This is a genomic window from Wenzhouxiangella sp. YN9, assembly GCF_056324165.1.
This window is the reverse complement of record NZ_JBJNIP010000065.1, coordinates 117,799-139,557: the sequence shown is the minus strand read 5'-3', so window position 1 is coordinate 139,557 and position 21,759 is coordinate 117,799. Positions and strand designations below refer to the sequence as shown.

13 protein-coding genes are annotated in these 21,759 nt (G+C 64.9%); 7 read left to right on the top strand and 6 right to left on the bottom strand.

Translation table 11 applies throughout. The annotated features are described in order from the left end of the window. Positions 1-17: 17 nt before the first annotated feature. Positions 18-566, top strand: a complete 549-nt coding sequence (locus ACEWQ0_RS03975; protein WP_476482008.1) for a gamma carbonic anhydrase family protein — start codon at positions 18-20, stop codon at positions 564-566. Next, positions 563-1,402, top strand: a complete 840-nt coding sequence (locus tag ACEWQ0_RS03970; RefSeq protein ID WP_476482007.1) for an aldo/keto reductase — start codon at positions 563-565, stop codon at positions 1,400-1,402. Before ACEWQ0_RS03975 ends, ACEWQ0_RS03970 begins: the two co-directional genes overlap by 4 nt. A gap of 22 nt (positions 1,403-1,424) precedes the next feature. Here ACEWQ0_RS03970 and ACEWQ0_RS03965 read toward each other — a convergent pair whose 3' ends face one another. Beyond that, entirely contained in the window at positions 1,425-2,222 is a 798-nt protein-coding gene (locus ACEWQ0_RS03965; RefSeq protein ID WP_476482006.1) for a slipin family protein, read from the bottom strand. Next, the gene (locus ACEWQ0_RS03960; RefSeq protein WP_476484581.1) at positions 2,219-3,772 is read right to left on the bottom strand and encodes an NfeD family protein; all 1,554 of its coding nucleotides are present in this window, start codon (positions 3,770-3,772) and stop codon (positions 2,219-2,221) included. The genes ACEWQ0_RS03965 and ACEWQ0_RS03960 overlap by 4 nt, the downstream gene beginning before the upstream one ends. A 137-nt stretch (positions 3,773-3,909) precedes the next feature. Here ACEWQ0_RS03960 and ACEWQ0_RS03955 point away from each other — a divergent pair, with 137 nt between their 5' ends. Then, positions 3,910-4,302 carry a hypothetical protein gene (locus tag ACEWQ0_RS03955; protein WP_476484580.1) on the top strand — a complete coding sequence of 131 codons (393 nt, stop codon included), beginning with the start codon at positions 3,910-3,912 and terminating at the stop codon, positions 4,300-4,302. A 97-nt stretch (positions 4,303-4,399) separates the two neighbouring features. On the opposite strand, the gene ACEWQ0_RS03950 is transcribed toward ACEWQ0_RS03955, so the two are convergent. The 4 genes from ACEWQ0_RS03950 to ACEWQ0_RS03935 form a co-directional block, all read right to left on the bottom strand. Continuing rightward, positions 4,400-8,023 (bottom strand): S8 family serine peptidase, encoded by a 3,624-nt coding sequence (locus tag ACEWQ0_RS03950; protein ID WP_476484579.1) that lies wholly within the window; start codon positions 8,021-8,023, stop codon positions 4,400-4,402. Positions 8,024-8,296: 273 nt separating this feature from the next. After that, complete coding sequence (locus tag ACEWQ0_RS03945) at positions 8,297-14,557, bottom strand: carboxypeptidase regulatory-like domain-containing protein (protein ID WP_476484578.1); 6,261 nt, start codon at positions 14,555-14,557, stop codon at positions 8,297-8,299. Between the two features lie 261 nt (positions 14,558-14,818). Further along, positions 14,819-15,604, bottom strand: a complete 786-nt coding sequence (locus tag ACEWQ0_RS03940) for an ABC transporter permease (RefSeq protein WP_476484577.1) — start codon at positions 15,602-15,604, stop codon at positions 14,819-14,821. After that, positions 15,601-16,536 (bottom strand): ABC transporter ATP-binding protein, encoded by a 936-nt coding sequence (locus tag ACEWQ0_RS03935; RefSeq protein WP_476482000.1) that lies wholly within the window; start codon positions 16,534-16,536, stop codon positions 15,601-15,603. Before ACEWQ0_RS03935 ends, ACEWQ0_RS03940 begins: the two co-directional genes overlap by 4 nt. Before the next feature lie 121 nt (positions 16,537-16,657). On the opposite strand from ACEWQ0_RS03935, the gene ACEWQ0_RS03930 reads away from it, so the two are divergent. From ACEWQ0_RS03930 to ACEWQ0_RS03915, 4 genes are all read left to right on the top strand, one after another. Further along, positions 16,658-18,142, top strand: coding sequence for an alpha/beta hydrolase (locus ACEWQ0_RS03930; protein WP_476484576.1), 1,485 nt, complete (start codon positions 16,658-16,660; stop codon positions 18,140-18,142). Next, positions 18,139-18,879: an ABC transporter ATP-binding protein gene (locus tag ACEWQ0_RS03925; protein ID WP_476484575.1), complete on the top strand. Its 741-nt coding sequence runs from the start codon at positions 18,139-18,141 to the stop codon at positions 18,877-18,879. Before ACEWQ0_RS03930 ends, ACEWQ0_RS03925 begins: the two co-directional genes overlap by 4 nt. After that, positions 18,876-20,045 carry an ABC transporter permease gene (locus tag ACEWQ0_RS03920; protein ID WP_476481997.1) on the top strand — a complete coding sequence of 390 codons (1,170 nt, stop codon included), beginning with the start codon at positions 18,876-18,878 and terminating at the stop codon, positions 20,043-20,045. The genes ACEWQ0_RS03925 and ACEWQ0_RS03920 overlap by 4 nt, the downstream gene beginning before the upstream one ends. A 588-nt stretch (positions 20,046-20,633) precedes the next feature. Further along, positions 20,634-21,743, top strand: coding sequence for a DUF2891 domain-containing protein (locus tag ACEWQ0_RS03915; protein ID WP_476484574.1), 1,110 nt, complete (start codon positions 20,634-20,636; stop codon positions 21,741-21,743). Positions 21,744-21,759: the final 16 nt, after the last annotated feature.

Below are 21,759 nucleotides of genomic sequence, written 5' to 3'. Positions count from 1 at the left end.
AGCCGGGGCATGACGCGGTGAGCGCGCCCATTCGAAGCTGGCAGAACATCGAACCACGCCTGGGAGAGCGCGTTCTGGTCGATCCGGCCGCCTGCGTGATCGGGCAGGTCGAGCTGGCCGACGACGCCTCCATCTGGCCCGGGGCGGTGCTGCGCGGTGATGTCAACTTCATACGCGTCGGTGAGCGCAGCAACATTCAGGACGGCGCCATCTGCCATGTGACCCATGACGGGCCGTACACCCCGGGCGGCATACCGCTGATTCTGGGCGCCGACATCACCGTAGGCCACGGCGCCATCCTGCATGCCTGCACCATCGGCAACCGCTGCCTGATCGGCATGGGCGCGCTGGTGCTCGACGGCGCTGAAATCGGCGCTGACGTCATGCTCGCCGCCGGCAGTCTGGTCAGCCCGGGCAAACATCTGGAGTCGGGCTGGCTCTACCGCGGCCAGCCGGCAAGGCCGGTGCGCGAGCTCACCGATCAGGAGCTTGAAATGCTGCGCTATTCGGCCGCGCACTATGTGCGGTTGAAAGATCAATATCTCGGCGAGAGGGACAGGCCATGAGCGATGTGCCCATCATTGCGGCCAACGGCGTCAACATGCCGGCCCTGGGCTTCGGCACCTTTGAACTGGAAGAAGCCGTGGTCGAGGACATTCTGCCGCGTGCCCTGGAGCTGGGATATCGGCATATCGATACCGCGCAGATCTATCGCAACGAGGCGGCGGTCGGCCGCGCGGTCGCGGCCGGCGGCATTGCCCGCGAGGATCTGTTCATTACCACCAAGGTCTGGGTTGATCGCTTTGAACCACAGGCCCTGATTGACTCGGTTCGAGGCAGCCTCGAGCGCCTGCAGACCGATTACGTCGACCTGCTGCTGTTGCACTGGCCGGTGTTTGGCGGCCACGGCATGAATCCCACGCTCGAGGCCCTGATGCGCGCTCGCCGCGACGGCCTGACCCGGCATATCGGGCTGAGCAACTTCACCATCGACCAGACCGAACAAGCCGCCGCCTTCTGCGGCGAGGGCATACTGGCGACCAACCAGGTCGAGTATCACGTCTATCTCGGCCAGGACAAGCTGCGCCGCGTGCTGGCGCACAACAATCTGCTGCTGACGGCCTACATGCCGCTGGCCAAGGCACGCACAGTCAACGACCCGGTGCTGTGGGATATCGGCGAGCAGTACGGCAAGACCGCCGCTCAGGTCGCGCTTCGCTGGCTGGTCGAACAGGATCGCGTCGCCGCCATCCCGTCGACCTCGAACCCGCACCACGCCGCCGCCAACATCGATATTTTCGACTTTCAGCTCGACACCGACGACCGCCAGCGGATCGCCGGGCTCGAAAAGAAACGCCGGCTCTGCAAGCCCGACGACCTGTCGCCCGAGTGGGACGACTGAACGCGGGCCGGGCCAGCGACACTCAGGGCCGCTCCTGCCCCGTGTTGTCGGCGCGGCCGGCGCTGGTGTTGCCTTCCATGAATGCGGCAATGAAGTCCATGGGCAGCGGGAACACCACGGTGGTGTTCTGTTCGGCGCCGATTTCGGTCAGGGTCTGCATGTAGCGCAGCTGCATCGCGCCCGACGACTCGGCCAGCTTGACGGCGGCCTCGACCAGCTTTTCGGAAGCCTGCTGTTCACCCTGGGCGTGAATCACCTTGGCACGTCGCTGGCGCTCGGCCTCGGCCTGCTTGGCAATCGCACGGATCATGGATTCATCCAGGTCGACGTGCTTGATCTCGACGTTCGAGACCTTGATGCCCCAGCCGTCGGTCTGGCGATCGAGAATGGCCTGGATGTCGGCGTTGAGCTTGTCGCGCTCGGCCAACATCTCGTCGAGCTCGTGCTTGCCCAGCACCGATCGCAGGGTGGTCTGGGCCAGCTGACTGGTGGCGTCCTTGAAGTGCTCGACGTTGATGATCGCCTTTTCCGGATCGATGACCCGATAGTAGATCACCGCGTTGACCTTGACCGACACGTTGTCGAACGAAATCACGTCCTGCGTGGGCACGTCCAGGACCACGGTGCGCAGATCCACGCGCACGATCTGCTGGATGACGGGAATGACGATGATCAGTCCCGGGCCCTTGACCAGCTGGAACCGCCCGAGCGTGAAAATGACGCCGCGCTCGTACTCGCGCAGGATCTTGATGGTATTGGCGATCAGAAGAACCAGCAGAACCAGGCCGGTGCCCAGAAAAGTCAGGTAATCGAGATTCATGATGTTCCTCCTCGGGAAGATGACGCGTGCGGGCGAACCTTGAGCACCAGGCCGTCGACCTCGACGACCTCGACGGTTTGCCCGCGCGCAATCGAATGATCGGAAGCCGCACTCCAGTCCTCTCCCTGCAGGTGAACGCGGCCGCGCCCGTCGCTGAAATCGCTGATCGCCTCGGCGGACCGCCCCGCCAGCGTTTCACGACCGATGACTCGCGGCTGACGAAAAGACTTTGCCGCCAGATAGACGATGATCACGAAGACCAGCGCCGCGACCAGACCCATCGCGGCGATCAGACCGGTATTGACTCCCATGCCGGGCACCTCGGTATCCATGAGAATGATCGAGCCGAAAACCACGGCCGCCACCCCGCCGATGCCGAGAATGCCTACCGAGGGCACGAACAGCTCCACGGTAATCAGCGCAAACCCGAGCAGCATCAGCGCCAGGCCGACGTAGTTGACCGGCAGAATCTGGAAGGCGTAGAGCGCGAGCAGTAGGCAGATGCCGCCGATGACGCCCGGCACCAGGGCACCGGGGTTGTAGCCTTCCAGCAGCAGCCCGTAGATGCCGACCATCATCAGGATATAGGCCAGCGTGGGGTTGGTCAGCACGCTCAGAAAACGATTGCGCCAGTCCGGCTCGACTGCAACGACCTCGGCGTCTTCGGTATCCAGGGTCACGCTGCCGGCGGCGAACTCGATCTGGCGGCCGTGTACCTGCTCGAGCAACTCGGGAATCGAATCGGCCATCAGATCGATCACGTTCATTTCCAGGGCCTTGCTCGCGGTCAGGCTGACCGATTCGCGCACCGCCCGCTCGGCCCAGTCGGCATTGCGCCCGTGGCGCTCGGCCAGCCCGCGAATGTAGGCGACGGCGTCCTCGATGGCCTTGCGCATGGACGCATCGCCCGAAGGCTGACGCTTTTCGCCTTCGCTTTCGGCTGCTTCGGATATATCGTCGCTGCCGCCCTGCCCGTCACCTTTGTCGGTATCGTCGCCGCCCCCACTCTCCGCATTGCCGCGATCCGACTCATCAGACGAGAGCAGATCCTTCAGGCTGTCGGCCGCCCCGCCCGACTGATCGTCGTCTTCCTGGCCTCCGCCGCCGATCTGCACCGGCGTGGCTGCCCCAAGATTGGTCGAGCCGGCCATGGCCGCGATGTGACTGGCATAGAGCATGTAGGTGCCGGCACTGGCCGCGCGCGCACCCGGCGGCCCCACCCAGCCGGCCACCGGCACCTCGGCGTTGAGCATCTTCTTGATGATGTCGCGCATCGAGGCGTCCAGCCCGCCCGGCGTGTCGAGGCGCAGAACCACCAGCGCCGCGCCTTTGGATTCGGCCGCTTCGATGCCGCGCACGATGTAGTCCCGGGTGGCCGGGCCAATGGCGCCGTCAACGGCAAGCACATGCACCCGCGGCGTACTGGCTACGCCTTCCGGGTTCGTCAGGCTCTGGGCGGTGGCGACCAGAGTCAGCATCAGCGCGGCGAAGGCCGCCAGCCAGCGACCGCGAGCAAGGGGGCGAGTCGATCCGTCTCTGTCGCGCTTCATCGACTCCTACATTAGAGCTTCAGGAAGGTGTTGGCAAACGCAGGCGCTTTGAATCATGGCGTCTGCGCCCCCAACATCACTGTTGTCAATACTCAATGCCCGGCCTTATCGATCAGGCCTCAATCAGGAGCACAATCATGAACGAAGACAGCATGCGCGAGCAGCTGACCATGGACGACGAGTCGCTCTATCTGGAAGAGAGCTTCAGCGACCGGCGAGTGGGCACCATCCAGCGCCTGACGCCGGTCACCGCCAACGGCGACAAGGACGACTCCAGGCCCGTGCGCTACGTCGGCCAGACCCAGGTCATGAGCCCCGCCGGCGCCCTACCGATCACCTTCGAGCTGGAAGTAGCCTCGCTTTCCGAAGCGCTCGCGCAGTTCCCCGAGGCCGCCGAGAAGGCAGTCGAAGACACCATTGCGGAACTCAAGCGCCTGCAGCAGGAACAGCAGTCCTCGATCATGGTGCCCGGCCAGGGCGGCAGTCAGGGCGGGCCCGGCGGCATGCCCGGCGGCGGTATCCAGCTGTAAGCCACAGCCCGGCGACCGGGCCACCCTCGGCCCTTCCTGAACGCAAAAGCCCGGCAAACTGCCGGGCTTTTGCGTATCACGATGGCTGTCAGGGCCTCTATGGCGCTGCCTCGAAGCGATCATCGAAGATCAGATCCGGCGCCTCGCCGGTCACCTCCAGATCGATCGTGACCTCAAGATAAGGCGTGGCCTCATCGTTGGTTTCGAAACACACGGTTTCCTGGTAGCTGCCCGGCAGAACCTGACCGGCGTCAACCTCGAAAGCAACGTCTGTCGCGCCGCCTTCCGGGGCCACGACACCGGCAGCCGGGTCAGCGCTGAGCCAGTCCAGTGTATCGGCGGGCGTGCACTGTGCCGGCAGATCCGCTGCGCTCGAGAGGCTGAATTCCAGCTCACCCAGGCCGCTGTTGCTTATGACCACGTTCTGCGAACCGGTCTGGCCGTATTCCAGCTGAAAGTCCAGCGCAGCCGGCGAAACCGTCGCGGCGGGCAGATTGACCACGTTGAGCTCAATGGGCAGGATGAAGAACGGCTGCTCGGGAGCATTGGTGGTGACGCACAGCGCCGATTGATAGCTGCCCTCCTGCATGCCGTTCGAGTAAAAGTCCACGCTGACGGTTTCGGACTGGCCGGGGCTGATCGTGCCGCTGGTCGGGCTCAGGTTGACCCACGGATTGTAGCTGCCGGAACAGTCCACCACGCCGTACAGCTCGAACGAACGGCCAGCCGACGACGCTTGCCAGGTCTCCAGCCCGCCGAGCAGGCCAGTGTAAAGACCACCTCCCTGAGCGCCGTTGTACCAGGCGTAAAGGTAGTTGGGTGACTGACTGAAACTATTCAGGCTTGGGAAAGCCACCAGCCAGTACGTACCGGCTGCCAGGTCCAGCGCAGGCGCACCTGCGGCATCGAGATCCAGGTTCATCGCATCATCGCCGATATCCACGCCCGCGTCGCCGGGCGCGGCCGAAAACGTCCACAAAGCAGCGCCGGGAGAGAGATCCGGATGACCTGCCGGGACACCGTTATCATCGGCATACACCGCCCAGGTCAGCTCCGTTGCCTGAGACAAGTTGCCGCCCAGGAAGAAACCGTCGACCCGGATTTCCTTGATTTGGCTCTGGGCATGCAGCAGGAAGTAGTCGCTCTGGTAGTAGCCGACACTGGCCGGATTGACGTAGTTGTTGATGCTGCCGCTCGACCCGGCCCGGGCGTTGCCCCAGAGCTTGCCGTTGGCGGTGGCGTTGAGCTGCGAGCCAAATTGCGTGGCTTGCCACTCCAGGTCCAGCTCGCCTTCATTGAGCACCGAGAACTCTTCTTGCGTGGTGTCATCACGCTCCTGCGTGACCACGATGCTGTCTTTGCTCAGGCGTGCAATCGGGGCCGGGTCTTCGGGAACCAGCGCGAACGGAATTCGGGCGTTGCTCACACCCACGCTGGTGCCCGACTCTGCAATGGTGATCTCGCCAAGGGTCCAGTCGCCCTTGGCTGCGGCCGTGACATCGAATGCGAACTCGATGGTTTGGCTGTCACCCGCCGCAAGCGTGAACGTGCTCGGGTTCACGGTGAGCGCCACGCTGGCCGCGGTCGTGGCGCTGACCGCGTAGTCGACCGGATCGTCAGCCACGCTCTTGATGGTGCGCTCGAAGGTGCAGCTGTCAGCACAGCGCCAGGCCTGAATGCTCGGCTGGTTCAGCGTTGCCGGGTCACCACCTTCATCCGGATTGGCGGCAAGGTAGTTGGGCTTGGTTTCGTCCATCACGAAGCCGACTTTGGCCGCTCCGGCCAGATCGATCCGCCCCGAGCCGCGGTCAAACCCGTCGGCCGCCGTGGTGCCATCCTCCTTGAGCATGTCCGGATCCGCCGTGAGCGCCAGTGCAGACTTGACCTCTGCCGGCGTCAGCGCTTGCCGATCGGCAATGACCAGTGCAGCGGCACCAGCGGCGTGTGGCGAGGCCATCGAAGTGCCGCTGATCGCGTTGTAGCCACCATCGAACCAGGCCGCAAGGATGCTGGTACCCGGCGCGGCGAAATCGGGCTTGAGCAGATTGTGCTGGCTGGGGCCGCGAGAGCTGCCCCTTGCCAGGACATCGGCATAGGCCGAGTCCACAATCCGGGAAGCGGCCGCCTCGACGGTCACCTGGGCGCTTCCGCCGGCGAGGGTGGCAATCATCGCGGCGCCATCGGCGTCGGTGACCATGACCGCGGAAATGCTGGTGCTCTCGAGGCCGCCCATGACGATAGGCGGGCCGCCGGCATTGTTATAGATAATGACGAACTCGGCTCCGGCATCAGCCGCGTTGTCGACTTTCGCAGCAAAGGCGCAGTCGCCGCGCTCGATCAGGGCAGCCTTGCCGTCAAACGCCGCGGCGGGAAAAGCGGCGCAGCCATTGGTGTTAGCGCCGCCGCTCACATCGCCGGCCCACGACAGCTCGCCGCTGTAATCGGCGGTCAGTTCGGGCCCGGAGCCCGGCACGCCGCCGACGCCACTCGGCCCGCCTGCAAGCGAGACACTCTGGGCGAAGATGCGGTCATGCGTCGAGTTGGCAACCGAAGCGTTCCACGGGCCGGTCTTGGCAACGGTGGATGCCCCCGGGCCGCTGTTACCCGCCGAGGCAGCAACGAAGATTCCGGCATCGGCGGCATCGAGGAAGGCCAGATCGACCATGTCGTTCCACGGGTCATCCGAGCCGGAAATGGAGTAGTTGAGCACGTCCACCCCGTCCTCGATGGCTTGCGCTACGGCGGCCACCGCCGCGCTGCCCGGGCAGCGCGGGCTGCAGATCTTGTAATTGATCAGGTTGGCCCGAGGCGCGACGCCGTTGATGGCGACCGAGAGGCCAGCATATGAGGCGGATACCGGGTTGCCGGCCGCCGTCGAGGCCACGTGAGAGCCGTGGCCGTCGCTGTCCTGCGGATCGGGGTCGCTCGGGTGAAAGCTGTAGCTGCCGATGAGTTTGTCATTGCACAGGCCTGCTTCGCTGGCACACACACCGAGGTACTCGCCGCCCGGCAGGGGGTTGGTGTGCGTATAACCATCGCTGGCCTGTTGGGCAAACGAGGCGTGATCGTGGTCGACGCCGCTGTCGATGATGCCGATGATTACCCCTTCGCCCTTGTTGGAGCCGCCCGTGAGCGTCTGGCCGTTCCAGAACGCGGGCGCCTGAATCAGCTCCGGCCCGGCATCGGTATCCATGGTGGCGATCTTTTCGATTGCGACCTGCTGCACGAAATCCAGCCCGGCAACCACGCGAGCCTCGTCTGCGGTCAGCGGCACCACAACGGCGTTGAGTACGGTGCGGAAATCGTAGCGTGAATCCAGATCACGCCCCAGCACCCGACCCAGCCGCCCGAGATACTCACGGTGTCGCTGCGCAAGAAAGCTCTCGTATTTCTGCACCGCCGAGCTGTGGCCGGCAATGCTCTGGCCAGTGACGCTCGGACTGGTGGCAGGAAGATTTTCCAGGCCTCCCCGGTAGCTGGCAACCGACGCCTCGGGAAAGCGGATGAAGAAATTGGCGCGGCCGTCGGCGTCGGGCTGCGCCGCCTGCACCCCGAAAGACGGTCTTGATTCGCCGGTGTCGTGGACCTCGGAAAACACTGTCTGGCTGCCATCGGCAGCTGCTTGCCCGTCGGAATCACCGGCCCAGGCAGCTACGGAAAGGAACGCCGCCGAAACAATGGCGGCAAGCGCGCAAGCGCGGCTCGGATAGATGCGTTGCATTGAAGTCAATCCTCTCGGAAGGTCAGGCAGGCCCCAGGCTCACCGTGAAGCAGTGCATTGCCTGCCCCCCATTCCCAAGCCTGACGGCTCGAGCTTCAAGGCAACTCCAAGGTAAAAAAATAGCGCTTGACCACGATCAGGTCAAGCACTTTTGCCCGGATAACGTGAACCAGCGCGGCAAAAGTGGACCCGTTTTAGACACGCCACCACCCTGCCATCAAAAAGCCCGGCCGGTGGCCGGGCTTTTCTCGATGCCGCTCCAGAGAACGTCGTCTATTGCTCGAAGCGATCCCTGAAGATCTCGCCGATATCACCAACCTCGAGCGAATACGGCACGATGATCTGCGGCTGCTGCGGATCGTCGGTATTGACGCACAGCAGGGCTTCATAGGTGCCGTTCGACAGGCCGGTGGCGTCGGCGGTGACGTCGACATCCGAGCTGCCGCCCGCCGGCGTGGTGCCGGAGGTCGACGCCAGGCTCAGCCAGGGCACGTCGCTCGGCGACGCACAGCCGCCGGCCGGCATCTGCGGGCGGATGAGCAAAGCCCGGTAGTCCGGGAACATCGACGGCTCGGAAAGCACCGTCCACGCGCCGCCGTCGGTCTGGAAGTAGCCGGTCTGCTGAGCCGTCCCGGGACTCTCATCGGAGGCAATGAAGATACCCGGGTCGACCGGCGCGTAGCGCACGCCGATATAGACCCCGCCGGACTGGATGGCCAGGTCGAGGCCGCTCAGATCGGCCGTGAACCACGGTACGGTGGTGGGCAGGCCGCCGCCGGGGATGCCGGTGGCCGTGGCCGTAACCGCACCCAGTTCGGTACCCGGCGCACCGCCGGGGCCATCGTCAGCGAAGACGACCAGCTCGAAGGTCAGATCGACGTCGTTGGGATCGGTGGTGATAAAGGAAATGCATACCTCGCCCAGGCCAGCCGGATAGGTGGCTGGCTCGAAGCGCTGGACAATCGCGACCTCGTTGACGTTGCCCGCGTTACCCGAGTAGCCGTTGTCGATCGAACCATCGTCGTGGATGACCAGATCCGGCGCGCTGTCGCAGTCGATCGCGGTGATGCCGGCAAAGCCTTCGATGCTCGGCAGCGATCCGCCGTAGCTCGAGCGCATGTCGCGGGCGCTGTCGGGATCGGCCGCGGCCACGCCGGCGCCGGCGTTACCTTCGATACCGCCGACAAAGGTCATCGGCTCGGCCTCTTCGATCGTCCAGGTCAGCTCGGCTGCGCCGTCGTTATGGACGGTCAGCGCCTGCGTGGCGGACTGACCCGGATCGAGCACCTCGACCATGGGTGAGGGCGTTGCCGTGGCGCAGGCGGCGTCCAGCTCGAGCGAGAAGTCCGCTGTCGTGGTGTTGCCTGCATCGATAACCAGGCCGGTCTGAACGCCGTCGAGGTGGCCGCTGTAGCTGGCCGTCACGTCGACGGGGGACTGGGCGCTGTCGAACACGATGGTGTAGTCACCGTTGGCGTCGGTCGTGGCCGTGTAGGTGTCCTGCTGACCGACGATCTCGACGGTAGCGCCTTCGGCCGGCTGCGGATCATTCGAGCAGTAGCCCAGGCTCTCCACGTTGCCGGAGAGCGTGCCGTAGTTCGCCGGCGCGTCGACGGTCAGTGTGACCGGCACCCCGATGATCGGCTTGCGCGGGTCATCCGTGAGTACGCACACTTCAGCGTCGTAGGTGTCCGGCAGCAGGCCGGTGGTGTCGACGGTAACGTCGATATCGGAGCTGCTGCCCGGAGCGGTCATGCCCGAGGCCGGGCTGACGCTCAGCCAGGGGACGTCGCTCGGATTGACGCAGCTGGTGGCCGGCGGCATCTGCGGGCGAATGAACAGGGCCGAGTAGTCTCCGTAGGCGGAAACCAGGTCTTCCCAGCCGTCTCCGACATCCCAGAAGCCGGTCTGTGCAGCCGAGCTTTCGTCAGAAGCGATGAACGTATCACCCGGCTGGCCCGGATCGAAGCGCACGCCGATATAGACACCGCCGGAGTCGATCGTCAGGTCCAGGCTGCTCAGGTCGACCGTGAACCACGGCGTGGTTGACGGCAGGCCGCCACCGGGAACGCCTTCCGCCGTGGCACTGATGGCACCCAGCTCGGTTCCGGGGGTGCCGCCAGTTCCGTCGTCGTCATACACGATCAGGCCGAAGTCCTGGTCCACGACGCCCGTGTTCGTGCTGATGAAGCTTACACAGACCTCGCCGAGCATGGCCGGATGAATGCCGGGTTCGAAGTATTCGACAAAGCTGACGACATCTACGTTGGTGGCGTTGGCCGAGTAGCCGTTGTCGATACTGCCGCTGTCGTGGATGACCAGATGATCGGCGGTCTCGCAGTCGATGGCGTTGATGCGGCTGTAGCCGGCGATGGTGGGTACATCGCCGGTGTAGAGCGACTGCAGGTCGACCGCGCTGTCGGCATTGAGCGAGCTGCCGGAGCCCGACACATAGCTGCCGCCGTCACCGGCCGTCACGTTCAGGCCCGGCGCCTCGTCGGTGGTCCAGTTCAGATCGACCGTGCCGCTGTTCGAAAGCGTGATCGTCTGGGTACTGGTCTCGTCGGGCAGATGGGTCGCCGTCAGGCTGTCAGGCGTCACATCCGGGCAGGCTGCCTCCAGGCGCAGGTCGATATCCTGCGTGGTGGTGCTGCCGCTCGACAGCGCCACACCCGAGATCGTCCTGGCGACGTGATCGGGGGCGGTCACGGTAATGGCCAAAGGCGATTCGGCCAGGTCGAGCCACTCTTCGTAGTAGCCGTTGGCGTCGGTGGTCAGAGTGTAGCTGTTGTTCTGACCGATCAGCTCGACGGTGGCGCCGGCCAGGGGCTGCGACTCGCTGTCGCAGTATCCCAAGCTGGTGATGGTGCCTTCGATCTGCGCTTGATTGGCGGCCGGCAGCACGTTCATCTGCACCGGCACGGTGATGTCACCGTACGGGCCGTCGTTTTCGACCAGCAGCGCCGCAGTGTAAGTGCCCGGCTCGGTAATCGAGGGTGCACCGGCGTCGAAGGTGACGGTGCTGTTGAGCGTGTCGTACTGCAGCTGGATCGGACCGGTGGCAAAGGTGCCGTTGTCCGGGCTGACGCTCAGCCAGTCGGCGTTGCCGGTGATCTCCACCTGGTCGACGTGGGCGTGGTAGCCCCAGTCGCTCAGATAGCGGAAGCGGATCTGCGCGGTCTGGCCGGCATGGGCACTGAGCGAAACGCTTTGGGCCGCACCCGGACCATCCGGACTGACATCGCTGGTCCAGCTCTGCAGAGTGGTCCAGCTGTTGCCGCCGTCGGTGGTGATGTCAACGTCGAACTGGTCTGTCTGGAAGGTCTTGAACGACAGCATGAAGTTCAGATCGCTGCTGGCGTCCACCGGGAACTCCGGCGAGACCAGGGCGACGTCCATGTAGGCAAGGATTCCGCAGGTGCCTGCTTCGGCAGCGGCCGCAAAGCCGTCGCCGCCGGCATGGTTGGGCGTGCCGTACTCGTCGTTGCGCATCCACTGACAGTCGCTGGCAGCAAGCTCCTCCAGGCTCCAGCCCGCGGGCGGGAAGGAGGTTTCGAAGTCCTCTCCGATACCGGCGACCGGAATGACGTTGACGTCGACCAGCGCAGAGCCGTCGTTGACCAGGATCAGCGCCTTGTCCGCGGTCTGGCCAAATTCAACGTCGGCCGACAGGGACTCCGGCAGGACGCTGAGGCGGCCGGCGCCGAGTTCGAAGTCGGCGCGGCGGGCCTGGCCGTCGACAAAGGTGTCGGACAGCGTGTCATCGCTGTAGCCATCGGCGCTGGCAATGACATCCTGTGCGCCGGCAGGCACAAACAGGTAGTAGGTTCCATCACCCAGATCCGGGTTGGGGCCCGTGGTGGCCTCGAAGCCGGTGCCGTCAGCCGCAACCGTCGCGCCGTTGAGCGGCTGGCTGGTGTTGGCGTCGGTCACCACGCCGGTCAGCAGTTCGCCGGCCGCGGGTGAGCAGGTGGTGAATTCACGGATGACGACATCGTCAACCTGCCACCACCATGAATAGCTGCCGGTATAGACGAAGCGGACCTGGACGCTGGACTGGCCAGCGTAGTCAAACAGACTGACCGTGGCGGTTTTCGGGCCGCGATCGCTGGCGCTGACGGTCCACTCGGTCGTCCAGGTGCTGCCGCCGTCGGTGCTGACGTCGACCGCGGCCGAACTGGAGCCGAAATGACGGTAGTCGGACGCAAACTCGAGCTCGGCGTTGGCGGCAGTGCTCAGGTCGAAGGTGGGCGTGACCAGCTCGGTGTTCTGGCCGCTGCCCGAGCCGTAGTTATCGGAATCGACCATGGCGAAGCTGCCCGCGCCGCCGGTCAGGTTGCCGCGGCTGCCGGGGTCGTCGAAGACCCACTCCTGACCGTTGCCAATGTTGTCAACCACGCTCCAGCCGGCCGGCAGCGTAGTGGTGTCGAAGCTTTCACTGAGCAGCGTGGAGGCCGAGTCATCGTACCCGGGCGCCTCGCAGGCGATCAGGTCGGCATCGAGGGCAAAGTCCTCGGTGGTATCGGCGGTCAGAGGGCCGACGCTGCGGGTTTTGAAGCCGTAGCCGTCCGGCAGCGCCGTAACGGTAAAGTCGAAGGCCCTGCCCTCGGGCAGGGTGACTGAGTAGCTGCCGTCAGCCGGATCAGTGTAGATCGGGCTGTTCGGGTAGCCGCCGATGGCAATTTCTGCGTGCAGCGGCCAGCCGGTGGCGTTGTCGGTGACCAGGCCGGAGACCTGGTAAGTCGACGCGGCAGTCAGAGCCACGCTGATGTTCGTTGTCTGATCTTCGGCGATCACGACGTCGGTTTCGCTGCCGGCCTGGTAGCCGTATGCGGTGACATTGACATCGTAGGTATCAACCGGCAGCGGCTGGGTGAACTGGCCGCTGGCGTCGGTGAACGCCGTCCATTCTTCCGACGGCGAGGCCTGGCTGTTGATCGTGACCTCGGCGCCGTTGATCGGCAGGCCGGAACCCTGATCGGTAACGGTGCCGGTCAGCGTGCCCTGCGGACCGGAGGCGGCAATGGCGGCCTGAACGGCGGCAAAGGCGTCGATTTCGCCCCAGCCGGTGGCGTAGTTGGGCACCAGGCCCGGGCCTTCATCGCCGGTGCCGGTGTCGTAGGGAACCGGGTTGGCAGTCTCCATCAACAGGGTACCAAGGGTGGCGTAGTCGCCTGCCAGGCTGGGCGCGGCGCTGATCATCAGCGCAATCACACCGGTTGCCGCCGGGGCAGACATCGAGGTGCCGGAAAAGTTGGTGCTGGTATAGCCGGTATCGCTGCTGGAGTCGACCGACCAGATATTGACACCCGGCGCGATCACGTTGGGCTTCAGGTCGAAATAGCCGCGCGGATCGGGCAGGGTCGGGTCCGTGCCGTCGTTGGGATCGTCGGTCGGGCCCCAGTTGGAATGCGGGGCGTAGAGGCCGTTGTTGTTGCCGCTCGAGCCGATGCCCAGCACCGATCCATAGCGCGCCGGGTTGCCGACGGTGTTGAGCCCCGGCGGCGAGGAGTAGCCGCAGTTGCTGGCGTTGCCGTTGGAGACGACGGGCACCACGCCGGCAGCAATCCAGGCATCGACCGTGCCCTGGTACCAGCCATCCAGGCTTGTGCCACAGTCACCCCAGGAATTGTTGACCACGTGGGCGCGCAGGTTCGGGTCCGGGTTGTCGCCGGCCAGATCGGTCGGCGCGGCCATGAACTGACCACAGGCCAGCAGGTTGGCGCCGGGGCAGCCCGAACTGGTGCAGCCCAGGCAGGAAATCCAGTCGGCTTCGGGGGCCACGCCGATCTGCTCGGTGGTGCCGTTGTCGCCTACTGCAGTACCGGTCACGTGCGAGCCGTGCGGGTGCGGCCACTGCGGCTCGGTTGAGCCGCCGACGTCGAACCAGCTGTAATTGTGGTCGAACGTGCCGCCGCCGAGGTTGCCGCGGTACTGGTTGACCAGGGCCTCGTGGGTGTAGCGGGTGCCCGAGTCGATGATGCCGACCACGACGCCCTGTCCGGTATGGCCCTGGGCCCAGGCATCGGGCGCCTTGATGTGGTCGATATTGCTGGCCACCGCGTTGATGCTGGCCCCCTCACCAACCGACGCGCCACTGGGCTCGGGAATGTGCGCGACCGGCTCGACGACCATCGCCTGAATCTCGCGGTGCGAGGCCAGGGAGTTGATCATCGCCATGTCGGCGTTAGTGACCGCAATCACGTTGTCGATCCAGAACGGGCGATAGTCAGCGCCGAGGCCGTCGAGTTCGGCTCTGACACCGGCCTGCGTGCGATCAGCCAGATCCTTGAGCGTCTTGTATACGAACTGGCCGCGCTCTTCCCAGCCCATGTCGAAGGCGGGCGAGAGATCAGCGCGCTCGCGCATGTAAACCAACATGCGGACGGAATCGCTCTTGAGCAGTTGCTCCTTCAGCCCGGGGTCGACAAAGACCTCACTGGCGCTGCCCTGGGGCTGCGCCGCCAGCGCGGGCATGGCCACGATGGCCGCCGTCGCCAGCAGGAACGATGCAAACAAATACCTGATTTTCATGCAGACTCCCTCAGCATTTCTGGGTCAACAAAAGCTGCCGGCCGAATTTCGACTATGCCGAATCCAACCGCCCCCGCAGCTTGTTCTGGCTACCAACCGTGCTTCCCCTGCCCATTGATCCTGAAAATCAGGACTGGACCGATTCACGGTACGCAGGGAAAGCTACGCTATCGGGAGTCCGCACGTCAACTCAATCGAGGAATATCTGCGTGATCCACATCACAGGCGACCCGGGTTATCTGGCGTCACCGACAACGAACATCACGTTCTCAGCCCGGTGCCGCGCTTGAGCAACATCAGCGCCACGCTGCCGAGAATGGCGCCGAATATCACGATCATGAAGTACGCCAGGCCCAGCGACACGTCGGTGACCCCGAGCATGCCGAAGCGCAGCGCGTTGACCATGTAGAGGATGGGATTGACCATTGCGATCTGCTCCCAGACGCCCGGCAGCAGGCCAACCGAGAAGAAGACACCGCCCAGGTAGGTCATCGGCTGCAGCACGAAGGTGGGGACGATGGCGATGTCGTCGAAGCTGCGCGCGAACACGGCGTTGATGAAGCCGGCGAGCGCGAACACCACCGAGGTCATCACCAGGATGGAGACGGTCACCGCGAGGTTGTGCATGAACATTCCGGAAAACAGCGACGCGATCACCCACACCAGAAAACCGATCACCATCGCCCGGAACAGCGAGCCGGACACGTAGCCGGCGAGGATGATCCACGGCGGCAGCGGGCTGATGAGCAGCTCTTCGACGTGACGGCCGAACTTGGCGCCAAAGAACGAGCTGGTCACGTTGCCGTAGCTGTTGGTGATGACCGACAGCATGATCAGCCCGGGAATGATGAACTCCATGTAGTCGAAGCCGCCCATCTCGCCCACGCGCGAGCCGATGATGCGCCCGAAGATGACGAAGTACAGGGTCATGGTGATCACCGGCGGAAACAGCGTTTGCGGCCAGATGCGCAGAACCCGGGTGATCTCCTTGATCAGGATGGTCTTGTAGCCGATCCAGTAGCTGCGGGCGGAAACGTCGACGCTCATGCTGCCTCCTCTTCGATGCCCACCAGGCGCATGAACAGCTCCTCGAGGCGATTGGCCTTGTTGCGCATGGAAACCACCTCCACGCCGTGTTCTTCAAGCGCGCGAAACAGGGCGTTGAGGCTGCGCGACTTGGGAATGCTGGCCTCTAGGGTGCTGGCATCGCGCTGGATGATATCGATGCCCTCGGCCTGCGGCAGCGTTTCGATCGGCGTGCGCAGATCGAGCACGAAGGTCTCGACCTGAAGCTTGCCCAGCAGGGTCTTGACCGAGGTGTCCTCGACGATATCGCCGTGATCGATGATGGCGATGTTGCGGCACAGGTTCTCGGCTTCTTCCAGGTAGTGGGTGGTCAATATCACGGTCGTACCGGCGGCGTTGATCTCGGAGATGAAGCGCCACATCGAGCGGCGGATCTCGATATCGACGCCGGCGGTGGGCTCGTCGAGAATCAGCAGCTTCGGCTCGTGGACCATGGCGCGGGCGATCATCAGGCGCCGCTTCATGCCGCCGGAGAGCTGTCGCGAAGAGCCGAAGGCCTTGTCCCACAGGCTCAGCTTCTTCAGATAGTACTCCGCGCGCTCGCGGGCCTCTTGACGCGGCACGCCGTAATAGCCGCCCTGGTTGACGACGATGTCGATGGGACGCTCGAACTGATTGAAGTTGATTTCCTGCGGCACCAGGCCGATCTGCGCCATGGCGCGCGAGCGTTCCTTCTGCACGCTGATGCCGAAAACCTTCGCCTCGCCCGAGGTGGCGTTGACCAGCGAGCTGACAATGCCGATCAGCGTCGACTTGCCGGCGCCGTTGGGGCCCAGCAGGGCGAAGAAGTCGCCTTCCTCGACCGTCAGGTTGACGCCGCGCAGGGCGACGACATCATTGCGGTAGACTTTCCTGAGGTCGCGGACTTCCAGGGCATGCGTGGCTCTCGACATGGCTCTCGATATCGTTGTTGTAGGTCATGCATCTGCCTATTGGTTTCAATCGGCCGGCAAGGCAGAATAGCGGCTTGCTCCCGGTCGGGTGCCGGGCCACTTACATCTTGGGCTCATTCACTTGAGAATCAAATCCGGATTTCGATCCCTGCTCTGCCTCGCTGCCCTGGCGCTGGCGGCGGGGCCGGCATCGGCCGAAGGCCAAGCGGTCAAAGATCGCTGGGCCGGCCTGTCAAAGTGCGAGCTCTCGGCGGCCGGCGGGCGCCTGAGCGCCAGCGCGCTGTGCGGCAGCCTGACGGTGCCCGAAAACCCCGACCGGCCCGAAGGCCGCCAGATCGAGCTGGCCTATGCCGTCAAGCCGGCGCGCGCCAGCAGTGCCCGGCCCGATCCGGTGGTGTTTCTGGCCGGCGGCCCCGGGCAGTCGGCGCGCGATGCGCTGCCGATCATGCAGGCCGCGCTGCACGAGATCAACCGCCAGCGCGATCTGATCTTTCTGGACCAGCGCGGCACCGGCGGCTCCAATGCCCTGGAGTGCCGCTTCGATCAACAGGGCGAGCTGTGGCTCGAGCCCGACTGGGACGATCTCAACGAACAACTGCGCGACTGCGTCGACGGCTGGGATGCCGACGTACGCTACTACACGACGCTGCATGCCGCGGCTGATCTTGACGCCCTCCGGGCGGCCCACGGCATCGACTCGATGAACCTGATCGGCGGCTCCTACGGCACGCGCATGGCCCAGGTCTATCTGCGCGCCTACCCACAGCATGTGCGCAGCGTGCTGCTCGACGGCGTGGTGCCAACGCGGCTGGCGCTGGGCGCCGAGCACGCGGTGATGCTCGATCGCGCACTCGGCAAACTGTTCAGGGAGTGCCGCCAGGACACCGCCTGCAACCAGGCCTTCCCCGACCTCGATGCGGCATTTGCCCAGCTCAAGACGCGCTACCGGCACGACCATCCGCAGCTGGTGGTCACCCACCCGCGCACCGGCGAGGGCGTGGATCTGCGCTTTACCCGCGACGTGCTCGCCTCTGCGCTTCGCTTTCTGGCCTACAGTCCCGAAAGCCAGATGATGATTCCCTATCTGATCCACGAAGCCGCCAATACGGGCAGCCCGCAGCGGCTGGCCAGCCAGGCAATGATCGTCTCCGACCAGATGAACGACATGATCGCCATCGGCCTGAACTTTGCCGTGGGCTGCAGCGAGGACTGGCCGGCCTGGCCGGATCAGATCAACCAGTCCAGCACCCTGCTGGGTAACGGCATGACCGAAATCTATCAGCAGGTCTGCGCCTGGTGGCCGCAGGGCGAGGTGCCGGCCGATTTTCACGAGCCCTTCGACGCCGATGTGCCCGTGCTGCTGTTCTCGGGCGGGCTTGACCCCGTTACCCCGCCCGATTACGGCGACGAAGCGGCCGCACAATTTTCCCACAGCCGTCACCTGGTAGCACCTGGTCGCGGCCACATCGTGCTGACCAGTCCGTGCATGAGCTCGATTGCGACTGAATTCGTACGCACGGCCAGCGTCGACGAGCTTGACGTGGAATGCATGGAGCGGATCGGCCACGAACCCTTCTTTCTCGACCTGCTCGGACCGGCGCCATGATCGAAGCGATGAATCTCCGCAAGACCTTCAACAAGGGCAAGGTCGTGGCCGTCGATGACGTCAGCTTCACGGCTCGCGATGGCGAAATCACCGGCCTTCTGGGCCCCAACGGGGCCGGCAAGACGACGACGCTGCGCATGCTCTACACGCTGCTGCGACCGGACTCGGGCTCGATGCGCGTCGATGGCGTCGACCCTGAAGTGCAACCGCTGTCGATCAAGCGCGCGCTTGGCGTCGTGCCCGACTCGCGCGGGCTCTACGACCGCCTCACCGCGCGCGAGAACATCCGCTACTACGGCCGGCTCCATGGCCTGGACAAGGCCGCCATCGCCCGGCGCATCGACGAGATGATCGAGATACTGGACATGGGCGAGTTCATCGACCGGCGCACCACCGGCTTCTCGCAGGGCCAGCGCGTCAAGGTGGCCATCGCCCGCGCGCTGATTCACGAGCCGCGCACGGTGCTGCTCGACGAGCCCTCCAACGGCCTCGACGTCATGACCACCCGCGCGCTGCGGGAGTTTCTGCGGGAGCTGCGAAAGCAGGGCTGCTGCGTGGTGCTGTCGACCCACATCATGCAGGAGGTCGCCGCCCTGTGCGACCGCATCGTCATCATCGCCGACGGCCGGGTGGCCGCCGAGGGCACAGCCGACCAGCTGCTGGCCCGCTCCGGCGAGGCCAACCTGGAAGACGCCTTCGTCAAGCTCATCGGATCGGACGAGGGGCTGCTGGCATGAACGCCGTATTCTTCAAAGAGCTTCTCGACAACTTCCGCGACCGCCGGGTGATTCTCAACACCCTGGTGATCGGGCCGCTGATGGGGCCGGTGATCTTCGCGGTGATGATCTCCTTCATGGCCAGCCAGGCCGCCGAGCGCATGGAATCACGGCTGGAGCTGCCCGTGATCGGCGCCGACAACGCCCCCAACCTGATCGGCTTTCTGGAACGACGGGGCGTGCTGATCAAAGACGCGCCCGAGGATCCCGAAGGTGCCGTCCGACGCGAGGAGGAAGAGGTCGTGCTGCGCATCAGTCCGGAATTCGGCGAAGCCTGGAAGGCCGGCCGGCCGGCGCCGGTAGAAATCATCGCCGACCAGTCCAGGCGCTATACCGGCGCCTCGATCAGTCGGGTGCGCGCCTACCTCAACGGTTACAGCCAGCAGATCAGCCAGCTTCGGCTGCAGCTGCGCGGCGTACACCCGGAAATCACCCGGCCAATCAACGTCACGATCCAGGATCTGTCCACGCCCGAGTCACGCGGCGGCATGGTGCTGGCCTTCCTGCCGTATTTCATACTGATCACGGTGTTCATGGGCTCGATGCACATGGCCATCGACACCACCGCCGGCGAGCGCGAGCGCAAGTCGCTCGAGCCGCTGTTGATCAATCCGCTGCCGCGCTGGCAGATCATGGCCGGCAAACTCGCCGCCACCACTTTCTTTGCCCTGGCCACCCTGGCGCTGGGTCTGATTGCCTTTGTCTACGCCATGGGCTTTCTGCCGGTCGCCGCCATGGATGTCGCCCTCAACCTCGACTTCCGGGTCGCCGGCCTGGCCTTTGTGCTGGTCGCACCCGCGGCTTTGCTCGCCGCGGCCATGCTCACCATCCTGGCATCATTTGCCAAGAGCTTTCGCGAGGCGCAGAGCTACATGGGCCTGGTCATCCTGGTGCCGATGATCCCCAGCTTCTGGATTCTGATCGATCCCACGCGAGCGGAAACCTGGATGACGCTGGTGCCGCTGCTCAGCCAGAACGTGCTGATTCTCGAGCTGGTCCGCGGCGAGCCGGTCAACTGGGCCTGGTTCGGCCTGAGCATCGGCACGACCGCCGCGCTGGCGGGCATTCTGGCCGCCGTTGCCGGCACGCTCTACAACCGGCCGAAGCTGATCTTCACCTCGGGCTGATGCACCGTGCCCCGCGACGCCGGATGGGCCCGGTTACCTGGTTGCTGTGCGGGTTTCGACACGTCAAAGTCCCACGCTCGGTTATCTCAGGAGATGGGAGGCTGCGGGGGCTGGCCCCTTCGGTGGGCGGGCTTCGCGACAGCCCGGCTGGTCGCGTGGTGCCCGGGATAGTTTCCGGAAGTGGCCATGGGAAAGGTCTCGGGCTTGCGCTCGTGATTGCCCCACCGCGCTTTGCGCACGCTACCGGCGAGGGAACGTTGCCCGTGTAAGTGCTTGGGATCGCAGGATGTGTGCAGGCCGAAGGCCGTAACGCATCGGGCGAGGCTGGATCGGGGGCTGATGCGTTACGCTGCGCTTCACGCATCCTACTGTAGGAGCGGTCTCCAGACCGCGATCCGGCGCTGATCGAAACCAGAAACCCGAAAGCCTTCTCATCGCCTGCTAACCACCAATCGAAGCCGCGCCGCCCTCCTGTCGGCTTCGTCCCGTTGCCGCTAAAGCCACCAGATTCTCCGACGGAGCCCTCGCGAAGCCACCGTCATGCCCATGCGGTAAGCTAAAAAACATGCATCACCCTGAGGATTCTTCATGCACGGACTCACCCGCTTCTCCACGTTCCTGTTGGTCATCGTGATGATCGCAGCACCCGGTATCGGCACTGCGCAGACGCGTCTTGATGCCGATACGGCCGGCCGGTTTGCCGCGCTGGCGCTGGACTGCGTCGACCAGGAGTACCCCAACCTGATTCACCACGAGATGGCCGGCGATGACGACCTCGGCCCGCCGCGTGAGCTCACGCCGGCCTTTTACGGCTGCTTCGACTGGCACTCATCCGTGCACGGCCACTGGCTGCTGGTGCGTTTGAGCCGGCTTTTCCCGAACGCGGAATCTGCCGACGCGGCGCGCGCAAAGCTGGCCGCCAACCTGACCGAGAACGGGCTGCTTGCCGAGGCCGCCTACATGGCGCATCCGGAACGCACCGGTTTCGAGCGGCCCTACGGACTTGCGTGGCTGCTGCAGCTTGTCGCCGAGCTCGATCAATGGGGCAGTGAGAAAGACGACAAGCAGGCCCGGCAGTGGCGCGATTGGCTGCGGCCGGTGGAAGCCATCGCCGTGCGGCGCCTTGGCGAGTGGATCCCGAAGCTGCACTATCCCATTCGCGTCGGCGAGCACGATCAGACAGCGTTTTCCTTCGGCCTGGTGCTGGACTACGCGCGGCAGGTCGATGACAGCAGGCTGGCGGGCATCATCGAGCGCGCGGCGATGGACTTCTACGCCGACGACCGCGACTGCCCGTTGGACTACGAGCCTTCCGGCCACGATTTCCTCTCGCCCTGCCTGGCCGAGGCGGACTTGATGCGGCGCGTGATGGCGGCGGACGAGTTCGCTGCCTGGCTCGACGACTTCCTGCCGCAGATCGGTGGGGACGACTGGCTGCCGACAGCCGTGGTAACCGATCGCGCCGACGGCAAGCTGGCGCATATCGACGGGCTCAATCTGTCGCGCGCCTGGATGCTTGAAGGCATCGCCACCAGCCTGCCGGACAACGACCCGCGCCGCGAAAGCTTGCGCGCCGCCGCCGCGCGCCACGCCAGCGCCGGCCTGGCCGGCGTTGGCGGCGAACATTACGCCGGCGGCCACTGGCTGGCCAGCTTTGCCGTCTATCTGCTCAGCGAGCGCGGCATCGGCAAGGACTGACCCGGCGGCAAGCCGG